The organism is Pedobacter sp. BAL39, assembly GCF_000170795.1.
Lineage (GTDB): Bacteria > Bacteroidota > Bacteroidia > Sphingobacteriales > Sphingobacteriaceae > Pedobacter.
In genome coordinates, this window is the sequence record NZ_ABCM01000004.1 from 312,652 (window position 1) to 323,932 (window position 11,281).

The 11,281-nt window shown below is 41.4% G+C and carries 11 protein-coding genes; 5 read left to right on the plus strand and 6 right to left on the minus strand.

Features of this window, described 5'->3' with window-relative positions:
* Positions 1 to 19 precede the first annotated feature (19 nt).
* Positions 20 to 1,237 carry a serine hydrolase gene (locus PBAL39_RS07740; RefSeq protein ID WP_008240075.1) on the plus strand — a complete coding sequence of 406 codons (1,218 nt, stop codon included), beginning with the start codon at positions 20 to 22 and terminating at the stop codon, positions 1,235 to 1,237.
* Between the two features lie 5 nt (positions 1,238 to 1,242).
* On the opposite strand, the gene recG is transcribed toward PBAL39_RS07740, so the two are convergent.
* The 5 genes from recG to PBAL39_RS07760 form a co-directional block, all read right to left on the minus strand.
* A complete protein-coding gene (gene recG, locus PBAL39_RS07745) occupies positions 1,243 to 3,348 on the minus strand; it encodes an ATP-dependent DNA helicase RecG (protein ID WP_008240077.1) in 2,106 nt (701 codons plus the stop codon).
* A gap of 4 nt (positions 3,349 to 3,352) precedes the next feature.
* Positions 3,353 to 4,264 carry an EamA family transporter gene (locus tag PBAL39_RS07750; protein WP_039866235.1) on the minus strand — a complete coding sequence of 304 codons (912 nt, stop codon included), beginning with the start codon at positions 4,262 to 4,264 and terminating at the stop codon, positions 3,353 to 3,355.
* 2 nt (positions 4,265 to 4,266) lie between these two features.
* Positions 4,267 to 4,647, minus strand: coding sequence for a RidA family protein (locus PBAL39_RS07755; RefSeq protein WP_008240081.1), 381 nt, complete (start codon positions 4,645 to 4,647; stop codon positions 4,267 to 4,269).
* A 52-nt stretch (positions 4,648 to 4,699) separates the two neighbouring features.
* A complete protein-coding gene (locus PBAL39_RS25910) occupies positions 4,700 to 4,840 on the minus strand; it encodes a DUF6728 family protein (protein ID WP_008240083.1) in 141 nt (46 codons plus the stop codon).
* A 75-nt stretch (positions 4,841 to 4,915) separates the two neighbouring features.
* Positions 4,916 to 6,244, minus strand: coding sequence for an OmpA family protein (locus tag PBAL39_RS07760; protein WP_039866285.1), 1,329 nt, complete (start codon positions 6,242 to 6,244; stop codon positions 4,916 to 4,918).
* Between the two features lie 606 nt (positions 6,245 to 6,850).
* Here PBAL39_RS07760 and PBAL39_RS07765 point away from each other — a divergent pair.
* Genes PBAL39_RS07765 through PBAL39_RS07775 form a run of 3 tightly spaced genes read left to right on the plus strand, consistent with a single transcriptional unit; the run spans position 6,851 to position 9,366 of the window.
* Positions 6,851 to 7,729, plus strand: coding sequence for a glycosyl transferase (locus PBAL39_RS07765; protein ID WP_008240087.1), 879 nt, complete (start codon positions 6,851 to 6,853; stop codon positions 7,727 to 7,729).
* A 32-nt stretch (positions 7,730 to 7,761) separates the two neighbouring features.
* Positions 7,762 to 8,571 (plus strand): glycosyltransferase family 2 protein, encoded by an 810-nt coding sequence (locus PBAL39_RS07770; RefSeq protein WP_008240089.1) that lies wholly within the window; start codon positions 7,762 to 7,764, stop codon positions 8,569 to 8,571.
* 3 nt (positions 8,572 to 8,574) lie between these two features.
* A complete protein-coding gene (locus PBAL39_RS07775; RefSeq protein WP_008240090.1) occupies positions 8,575 to 9,366 on the plus strand; it encodes a glycosyltransferase family 2 protein in 792 nt (263 codons plus the stop codon).
* Here PBAL39_RS07775 and PBAL39_RS07780 read toward each other — a convergent pair.
* Positions 9,353 to 10,513 carry a glycosyltransferase family 2 protein gene (locus tag PBAL39_RS07780; RefSeq protein WP_008240091.1) on the minus strand — a complete coding sequence of 387 codons (1,161 nt, stop codon included), beginning with the start codon at positions 10,511 to 10,513 and terminating at the stop codon, positions 9,353 to 9,355. The two genes, PBAL39_RS07775 and PBAL39_RS07780, sit on opposite strands and share 14 nt — an antisense overlap.
* Here PBAL39_RS07780 and PBAL39_RS07785 point away from each other — a divergent pair.
* Positions 10,512 to 11,252 (plus strand): glycosyltransferase family 2 protein, encoded by a 741-nt coding sequence (locus tag PBAL39_RS07785; RefSeq protein WP_008240092.1) that lies wholly within the window; start codon positions 10,512 to 10,514, stop codon positions 11,250 to 11,252. The genes PBAL39_RS07780 and PBAL39_RS07785 overlap by 2 nt on opposite strands.
* Positions 11,253 to 11,281: the final 29 nt, after the last annotated feature.

An 11,281-nucleotide genomic window follows, 5' to 3' on the forward strand; every position in this document is an offset into this window, starting at 1 on the left:
AAAAAGTACAACACACCTCATGACTTATCGTAATATTTTAGCCATCGCTGTGATGGCCGCTTTTTTATTTACCGCCTGCTCTAATTCCAATAAATCGAAAACGCCGGCGGTGCCCAGCAAAGAGCGCACAAAAGATGACGACAAAGCGGACAGCCTTTTACTGGTCTATAATCCGGCACAGGGCGATAAGTTTATAGCTGACTTTGTCCAAAACCTACATAAAAAATATGGCTTCAATGGCAATATGCTGGTGGCTAAAGACAATAAGATCATTTATGAAAAAGCCATTGGCTGGGCGGATTACCTCCATCGCGACAGCTTGAAAATCAACTCAGAGTTTGAGTTGGCTTCCATCACCAAGACCTTTACCGGCACTGCAATCATGCAGCTCGTGGAAGAAGGAAAATTAAACCTGACAGACGACGTCAAGAAGTTCTACCCCAACTTCCCTTATGAAGGGATCAATGTGAAGCTGCTGCTTACACACCGCAGCGGAATGATGAACTATGTATACTTTACTGATGGCATCTGGAAGGACAAGAAAAAGCCAATGAGCAATGTGGACGTCATGAACCTTATTGCCGAACATAAACCCAACCGTTACGCCAAGCCTGACACACGGTTCCACTACAACAACTCTAACTACATGGTCCTTGCGGCCATCATCGAAAAAGTAACAGGAAAACCGTATGCGGACTACATGATGGAACACATTTTCAAACCTGCAGGGATGAAAAATACGCATGTTTACTCCACCACAGTATATCCGAAAATACCTGTTGATGTGGTTGGCCACGACCGCACCTGGCGCTACTCTGTAGTACAAAATTTCCTGGATGGCCCAGTTGGCGATAAAGGAATTTACAGTACGGTGCACGACCTTGTTCTGTACGACAAAGCACTGAAAAACGGAAGATTATTAAAAAAAGAAAGCCTGGATTCCGCTTATGCAGGACACAATAAACCTGTGAACGGCCACTTTAACTACGGCTATGGCTGGAGGATGTTTGACGGCGAGAATGGCAGAAAAGTGGTATACCATACTGGATGGTGGCATGGCTTCAGGCACATCTATGTCCGTGATACACAGAAAAACATCGTGGTCATCTTTCTGGGAAATCTAACCAACGGCAGTCTGATGCACCTGGATGAACTTTATAAATACCTGAAAATGCCGATCATCAGAAAAGGTGCTTATTCAGGATCAGGATCACTTCCAGGTTCAGACGAAGATTAAAATCTCTAAGAGATTTTATCGAAAGCGATCCCTCTGCTTCGTTTAGCAAGGTATGTTTTCAACAGGCTGTATGCGGGGTCTTCCAGTTGTGGATCTTTATTCAGAATATCCATCACAGTACTTCTGGCCTCCTGCAAAATCAACTGATCGGTAGCAAGGTCTGCCAGTTTAAGCTCTAATACACCACTTTGCTGTGTCCCGGTGATGTCCCCTGGTCCGCGCAACTGGAGGTCGATTTCTGAAATCTCAAAGCCGTTATTGGTTTTCACCATGGTATCCAGACGGAGTCGCCCATCTGCACTGAGTTTATTGCCCGACATGAGGATGCAATAGGACTGTTCAGCCCCGCGCCCCACCCGGCCACGAAGCTGGTGTAACTGCGACAGTCCAAAACGCTCGGCATTCTCAATGACCATAATGGATGCATTCGGCACATTTACGCCTACTTCGATAACAGTTGTGGCCACCATGATCTGGCTCTTGCCATCTATAAACTGCTGCATCTCAAATTGCTTATCGGCATTACTCATCTTTCCATGCACAATGCTGATCTGATATTCGGGCCTCGGAAACTGATCGCTAATCTGTTCGATGCCAGCTTCCAGATGAAGAAGGTCAAGCTTCTCACTCTCCTTAATTAGTGGATACACAATGTATACCTGCCGCCCCTTAGCGATTTCCGCTTTCATGAACCCAAACATCCGGAGCCGTTGCCCTTCAAAAAAATGACGCGTTTCGATGGGTTTTCTGCCAACAGGTAGTTCGTCGATTACCGACACATCGAGGTCGCCATAGAGTGTCATGGCCAATGTACGTGGAATGGGTGTTGCTGTCATGACAAGGATGTGTGGAGGAACGGTATTTTTACGCCATAACTTCGCACGCTGTTCCACACCAAAACGATGCTGCTCATCAATGACCACCATGCCCAGGTTTTTGAAAACAACTTTATCTTCTATGAGTGCATGGGTACCCACGAGGATATCAATTTCACCATTCTGAAGTTCTGCATGAAGTTTTGTCCTCTGTTTTTTAGTTGTACTACCTGTCAGCACTGCAACCTTTGACAACTTTCCGTCCAGCAATGAGGTAATTGACTCATGATGTTGTCGTGCCAGGATTTCAGTTGGTGCCATCATGCAAGCCTGAAAGCCATTGTCATTAGCCAGCAACATACTCATGAGGGCGACCACAGTCTTCCCGCTGCCAACATCTCCCTGAACCAACCGGTTCATCTGAATGCCGCGCTGAGTATCCATACGGATTTCCTTAATCACGCGCTTCTGCGCTCCTGTCATTTCAAAGGGCAAAATATCCTTATAAAAGGTATTTACCCTCGATCCGACAGCCTCAAACCGATGTCCTTTAAACTTCAATTCCCTCAGTTTTTTGTTATGCAACAGTTGCAGCTGGATAAAAAACAGCTCCTCGAATTTAAGTCTGCGTTCTGCTGCTTTTAGCGCCTCCACATCCTTTGGGAAGTGAATATTCAACAGTGCCTGTTTACGGGATACCATCTGATATTTCTGCAGTACAGGCATAGGTAATGTTTCCCTAATTTCGGATAAGTGCTGTTCTATAATCAGCGTTTGTAACTTCTGAATGCCCTTACTATCGAGAAAGAACTTCTTAAGCTTCTCGGTAGAATTATAAACCGGCTGGAGCCGAAGATTGCCCGTCATGGTTGTTGGCCTTGGATAGGGCTCCAACTCCGGGTGCGAAATGCTGAAACTCCCATTGAAGAGGGTAGGCTTGCCAAAGACAATGTAGACCTTGCCACGCATGACATTTTCGTCCACCCACTTCAGACTCTGAAACCAGACCAGCTCTATAGATCCGGTCTCATCCGTAAGACGTGCCACAATCCGCCTTTTATGCTTCTCCCCAATCTGCTCCTTTCCGGTAATCCGACCCAGGATCTGAACATAAGGCAAGTCGGGGTTTAGCTCTTTCACTTTATAAAACCGCGTACGGTCAATGTATCGGAAAGGAAAAAAATTAAGCAACTGCTCATAGGTATAAATGCCAAGTTCTTTTTGAAGAAGCTCAGCACGCTTGGGACCAACGCCCTTAAGAAATTCTATAGTCGTATCTAATGATGCCGCAAACAAAACTTTAACTGATTTTTCTCTTAAATGTAAGGATATCTTTTAGCATGCCCCAATTAAATACGATAACGGAAACTGCCAAAAATGCATACGCAATCATTTTGCCAGAGTCCAGATGCTCACCAAAATAGAGAATAGCGACAGCAAACGCAATAATTGGATTAATATAAATGATGATACCAAGACTTGATGAAGGAATGCCTATAAGCGCATATAGGCTCAGAAACAGTGGGACGATGGTAAATACAACGGCCACAATAATAATATTACCCCAGAACCAAGGCTCGATAGGCACAGCATTGTGTTTGGAAAGATAAAATGGCAATATAAGAATAGCTGCAAGCACGATCTGAAAAGCAAGTAGGTTTAGCTTATCCAAGTGTTGCATTTTGCGCTGCATGATGAGATATAGTGCATACAAAGTGGCAATAACGACGGACCAGAGGACTTCAATCAGGGAGCCCGTTCCGAGCAATATGACACTTAACAACGCAATTCCCAGAGAGATCAGCTTTAACCTAGAAAGCTGCTCATTCAGTAGGATAAAACCACCAAAGGCAGTGATTAACGGGCATACCATATAAGCGAATGCACCGGACTGGAGGCTGACATGATTAACCGCATAAATGTAGGTATACCAATTCCCAGTAAGCAACAACGTGGAAACGAGTATCTGAAGTCCAATCCTGATGCGTTCAGAAGCTGTTGAACTTGCAAGAAAATCCACATCACACCTAAGTTCTTTTCTTCTGAACAAAAGAATTGCCAGCCAGATGCAAACCAATGAGACGAAAATCCTGTAGTACAAAATTTCCTGGGACGGGTATGCTTTTAAATTACGAAGGGGGATAGAAAACATCCCCCAAATGGCAAATGATAAGAAACCTGCAAGGAAATACCTCACATTTGATTTAGCCACTTTTATCCTCTGTAAGCAGTCATAGAAATTTCCACATTCACTCCTTTAGGCAATCCTTTTACTGCTACCGTCTCACGTGCAGGGAAATTGTTCTCAAAGTAGGAGGCATATGCTTCATTTACCTCAGCAAAAAGGCTCATATCTGTCAAAAATATAGTGGTCTTAACGACATGGGCAAAAGTGCAGGACGCCTCCATAAGAACGGCCTTAATGTTTCTCATCACCTGATGCGTTTCTGCTGCAATAGAGCTTTCCGTTACTTCACCGGTTTCAGGATTAATGGCCACCTGACCCGACAAAAAAAGAAAGCCATTTGCCATTACAGCTTGACTGTATGGGCCGATTGGAGCTGGTGCATTGTTGGTATTGAAAATCTGCTTCATAATGTTATAGTAATTTGTTTGTGATCTGTGACGAGCTTTTAAAAAACGGGTACTATTTAAGTAAAAACCAATCCACTAGTTTCCAAAGGATGCCAGCCACAAACATAATGATCGCCAGAGCATTGATCAGATGCATGATTTTAATATTGATATTTACCGGTCTTTGAGAATCCTTTTTTCTAAATAAATACATACCTGACAAATGTAGGTATAAAAAAAAGAGGGCTTCAAATCTGAAGCCCTCTTTTTAATATTTACTTAGAAATAATTAGTTTCTAGCAGATTCTACACGACGGTTTTGGATACGACCTTCTTCAGTATCGTTTGAAGCAATTGGGTTAGCTTCACCATGACCTTTAGTTACAACTGCACTAGAGTTAACACCAGAGTTAACTAAGTAAGTTTTTACTGAATTTGCTCTGTCTTTAGATAATTTCACATTGTATGCAGCAGTACCTTCGCTTGAAGCGTAACCATGTAAAGTTACTTTACCACCGTTTTCACGCAATACTGAAGATAATTTATCTAAAGTAGGGTAAGACTCAGTTTTTAATACTGAACTGTTGAACTCAAACTGAACAGTTTCGAATCCTGTCAGGTTACTGTTATCAGCTACAGCAGTTTCCATTTTAGGTAGAGGACATCCTGAACCGTCAACAGCAGTACCAGCTGGAGTACCTGGGCATTTATCGAATTGATCAGCAACACCGTCTCCATCAGTATCTTTTTTCAAATCTTCAACAGATTTTTCAACATTAGATACACGAGTTTTCAGTGCTTCAACTTCTTGACGTAATGAAGGATCTTTCAATTCGTCATACATTAAAGCAAGTGGGTTAACCCAGTCTAAAGCAGGTTTAGATTTAGATCCCAGAGAGAATTCTAAACCAGCAGAACCATAAGAGAATTTATCTTTAGTTGTTGCTTTAGCATAAACTCCATCAAAGTTATCTCCATCGATGAAGTGCATTGTATAAGCAAGGTTGAATGACACACGGTCAGACACTTTGAACTTGATACCAGCACCTACAGGGATGTAAGCTTCTTTGATGTAATCTTTGTCGCCATCTTCTCCGTAGTTACCTTTTTGATCAACACCGTTTACTGAAGGGTTATAAGCAACCAAACCGTAACCAGCAGTAACGAAGAAATTCACTGAGTTCTCACGACGTAAAAAATCCACAGTTGCAACGTTAACAACACCTCTTAAGTCAGCAGCATATTGAACATCGGTAGAGAATTCTCTAACACCATTCACAGCACCACCTACGGCGTCTTTGTTTGATCCAGAAACTTTACCGCGGATGATGTTACCTTCCAGGGCGAAAGCATGACCTAATTGTTTTCTCAAAGAGATACCATAACCTAAGTTAGCATCGAAGTTTGTGAAGTCATTTGATCCACCGATAGCCAGGAATGGAGATAAAACACCACCGTTAACACCGATTGACCAAGTTCTGTACTGTCCTCTTCCACCAAATACCTTGGCTGAAGAAGAAGAAGTCGCTGTAGAATCCTGAGCACTAGCGAGAGTTGTTGCTCCCATTAATGCTACGAAAGAGACTGCAAGACCCTTTTTTAAAGTAGAATAATTCATAATTTTCTTTTTTAAGGTTAAACAAATTTTATTTGCATAATTTTTTTGTTGAGCAAAATTAAACAAATTTTTAAATTCTCAAAACGGTTCTGCAAACTCCGTTCCAAACTTTACAAACATCTAAAAATAGCTCAAAATAGCGATTATGCAATGTAAATTCCCTATCGGCACAATATACAATTAAAACGATAATTTTGTTTTAACAACATATGGTTACGCAGAAAAACTAACTGAAATACAGCCATATAGCATTTGACCAAAGAAAAAACATTAATTAAGCTGACTATCAGACCTCAAAATGTCAGTTCCAATTGACAACCGCTATGCCTTTGTTTGCCTTTTTGTCGTGTTGAGCCCTAAAACAACGGAGGTGTAGATCTTCATTGTCCTATTCGCTTGGGCAATAAAGTCCTTTTTTTAAGACATCCCCGGATACAACGTTAACGGGTGTGTGATTTAGAAGGGGATGATTCTATAACGGTCGTCTCAGCAATATCGCGGTTCCTCGTTGGCAAGATATAGAGCCACTTTAAAAAAGCGGGAGCTAACATAAATGGTCGGGAATAGCACTATCTTTGCGCTACACTATAAAAAAATCATCACCCAATGAAAGTTGCCGGGTTTACATTTATAAGAAATGCAATTCTCAATGATTATCCAATTATTGAAGCTATTAATTCCATTCTTCCTATATGCGATGAGTTTATTGTGGCAGTTGGCAATTCTGACGATGAAACCCTGCAGTTAATTAAAAACATATGCTCTCCAAAAATTAAGATTATCCAAACAATATGGGATGATAACCTGAGAGAAGGGGGCCGGACTTTTGCTATAGAAACGGATAAGGCTTATAATGCCATATCTGACGATGTAGATTGGGCATTTTACATTCAGGGAGACGAATGTATTCATGAAAAATATTTGCCTTTGATATGTAGCGAAATGGAACGTTCTCTCGTTGATAGTGATATTGAAGGTCTACTTTTGAAGTACAGGCATTTTTATGGTTCATACGACTATACTGCTGAATCGAGGCGATGGTATCGAAGAGAGATCCGCATAGTGAGGCGACTTCCAGGGATACAATCATACAAAGATGCACAAGGGTTCAGAATTAATGACAGAAAGCTGAATGTGAAATTAATAGACGCATGGGTTTACCATTATGGATGGGTAAAGGCCCCTAAAGGAATCAGCATGAAGATGAACAACTTTAATAAGTTCTATCATGATGAAGAATGGGTAAATCAACATTTTCCTGTTCAGGAATCGTTTGATTACGGGAACGCAGATCGGATTGTACATTTTAAAGATACGCCGCCTGCAGTAATGAAAAATAGAATCCTTAACATGAACTGGAAATTTGAATTTGATCCGACAAAACAGGAGATTAATAGAAATGTCAAACGTAAAATACTTCAATGGATAGAAGAAAAAACTGGTTTACGCCTGTTTGAATATAAAAACTACAAGATTGTAAAATAAAATCCAGGACCTTAGGCCCTGTCATTTACCCGATGCACAAAACACCGACCATCTCTTTAATTATATCAACGTATAACTGGCCTGAAGCACTGGAATTGGCCCTGTTAAGTGTTAAGGCACAGTCCATCATGCCTACGGAGCTTATTATCGCCGACGATGGGTCAGACTCCAGAACAAAACATATGGTCGATAAATATCGTGCTAAAATTAGCATCCCGATAAAACATGTGTGGCATGAAGATGAGGGATTTCGACTTGCAAAAATACGTAACATGGCAATATCGCGGGCATCCGGAGAATATATCGTACAGGTCGACGGAGATATCATCATGCATACTCATTTCATTGAGGATCACATGAACTTCGCTCTTCCCGGCTCCTTCGTCAGGGCTAGCAGAGTTTACATTAACAAAGAGACCTCAAAAAAAATGATTCAGCATCGGTTGCATCGTGCAAGTGCTTTTAGCCCGGGGATATCAAATTTTTTCAGTGCGCTCCGCGTACCTTTTCTATGGAGGTATTTTGAAAACACCTATAAATCCAAGGGTAACGAACGTTACGAAATCCATGGCTGCAACATGGCATACTGGAGAAAAGATGCCATTAAAGTAAATGGATACAATGAGCTATTCAATGGCTGGGGCCCTGAAGACAAAGAATTTGTAGCCAGACTGCTGAATATCGGCCTTCAAAAGCGCTTCATTAAATTAGGCGCAATTGCTTTTCACCTATATCATAAGGAAAGTTCAAAAAAATTCCTTAAAACAAATGTAAATGCCTTTCGTAAATCTATAGAACAAAAACTAATCTATTGCGAACTTGGTATTAATCAATATATTTAATTTATGCCGATAAGTAAAGTCAGCCTTCTGGTATCAACCTACAACTGGCCAGAAGCGTTAGCGCTCGTTTTAAAGAGTGTCCTGAATCAGAGCACTCTACCTGCTGAAATCCTGATCGCGGATGACGGTTCAAATGATGACACCAAAAAGGTAATTAATGACTTCCGATCATCTACAGAAATTCCAGTCAGGCATTTCTGGCATGAAGATAATGGCTTCCGGAAGACAATCATTATGAACGAAGCACTCGAACACGCAGAAAGCGATTATATCATTCAGATAGATGGCGATATTATTCTGCATCGGGACTTCATAACAGATCACATCAGCGAAATGCTTCCAGGCTTTTATATTAAAGGAAGCAGGTCAATGCTCTCACCAAATAGAACTGCGGAGATATTGAGGACAAAAAGAATCGAGATTCATCCACTGAGCAAAGGCGTAGGAAGCAAAATCAACGCTACAAGGATCACTTTATTTTCTAAAATATTTCGGGGAGACCGGTTAAGGTCTGACAATCTGAGAGGTTGCAATTTCTCTTTCTGGAAGAAGGATTTAATTGCAGTAAATGGATACAATAATGATTTGCAGGGTTGGGGACATGAAGACATTGAACTTGCAGCACGTTTAACTAATTTAGGGATCAAGCAGCGACAACTAAAACTCAAAGCTATCTGTTTCCATCTTTATCACCGCATAAATTCCAGGAGCAACGAAGACTTGAACTACAGTAAATATTTAAAAGTGATATCAGATGGAACGATTTCCTGTGAAAATGGAATCAAAAGACATTAATAATTACCAGCCCAAAGAGAATCAGAATCATCTTTATAATTTTCCACTTATTTAATCTAAACCAGCCGGGGTTTCTTCTGGAAAACCCCATATCAATCCGTTCGGCGAAACCGGAGATTCTAAAAGTACCCAAGCTTTCCAACAAATAACCAAATTCATAGGAGTTTTTAAGCCATAAAACGTCCCAAGCGATCGCAAGAGACCATCTTCTGGTACTAAAAAATACCTTAAGCAGGCTGGTGATGAATTCCGAGAAAATCACAATCAAGCAGATCAGCAGTAAGGTTGAAACATCACAAAAAGCCACTGCCACAGGTGCTGTTATTATCAATAAAAGCAGTGTCTCCGCGGTATTCGTAAAATCGTGAAAGGTGTATGGTTTTATAACAGGTAAACTGGCAATCTGGGCGGCTCCACCACCATATCGAAAAATTCTCTTGCTTTGTAAGGCCCCATGGTCCCACCATGGATGCTCCACTACTGCATCAGGCACCCCTATATAATGATCGTTAAATCTCTGTACATTTCGCAAAAGGAATTCAATATCTTCCCCCCCTTTTTTTAAACGCTTATCGAATAACTTTGGATCCATTTTACAGCGATTAAGCATCACGTTGGCAGTGGGTACCCACATCAACTCCTGATGATGCCTAGCTGCGGAAAAATGCCCAGTCATTCCCTGAATGACCATTGCCTTGGTAGCAATATTTAATGGTTCCGGAAAGTCGGTAACTCCTGCAAAACCAATAGCATCCGGACGTCCTCCAATAGCGGTAGCATAAGCCATTAACAGGCCATCATCAGGAACAATGTCATCATCCAACAACAGTAACCACTTGCTATTCCCCAATCTGATTCCTTTGTTTCTGGTTTCGGCAAACCCAAGATTGGTTTCATTGATGACCAGATGAATTGAGCCATCTGAAGCCAATGTCGCAATTGAATCAGGGACAGTCAGCAATGGGTTGTCGGCAATAAGATAAAAATTTATCTTGATTTCTAACGGCTGAGTAAGATTTATGATCCTCAGAAGTATCTGCTCGTCCAGACGGAAGGAAGGAATCACCACATCTATTGCATTGGCTATATACATACGCGGCAAATATACATAGTTTAAATCACCCGGCCATTTCCTATCTTTGAACATGAAACACGCTGTAGAAGAAGGAAACGACAATATTTTGCTCTCCATAATCATAGCGACATACAACGCTGAAAGATACATCAGAGAGGGACTTCTTGCTGTTTCCAATAACATACAAGCCGCTTATGAAATCATCATTGTGGATGGCAATAGTCAGGACAATACGGTTAAAATTATAAATCAGCTTCATTTAGACCATTGCCATCTGACTTCTGAACCTGATAAGGGGATTTATGATGCAATGAATAAGGGTATCATGTCGGCAAAGGGCAAATGGATCCTATTTCTCGGTGCAGACGACAGGCTTCTGCCATCTTTCAATGAAATTTTGCCAGAACTTCAGGACCAACATTCAATTTATTATGGAAATTGCCGGAATGGCGAGCATCAGCTGGGGGGGGCATTCTCTCAAGCCAGACTAGCGAAGATGAACCTTTGTCACCAGGCGATCCTTTACCCGCGGCAGGTATTTGAAAAATACAAGTTCAATCTTAAATACCCAGTATTTGCAGACTACCTTCTAAACATGCAATGCTGGGGGGATAAAGCAATCCATAAAATTTATGTACCGGTTGACATCGCTTACTACGACATGGAAGGTTATTCTTCAACTGCTAGAGACCCAGACTTTATCCGCGACAAACCATTCTTTGTGAAAAAACATCTTGGTCTGTTCATCTACATAAAGTATCGGTTCAGGAAGTTTAAAGAATCCAGAAAGCCTGGAAGCAAGTTCTTCTAATCCGTACAAGATAAATATATGTACATTTG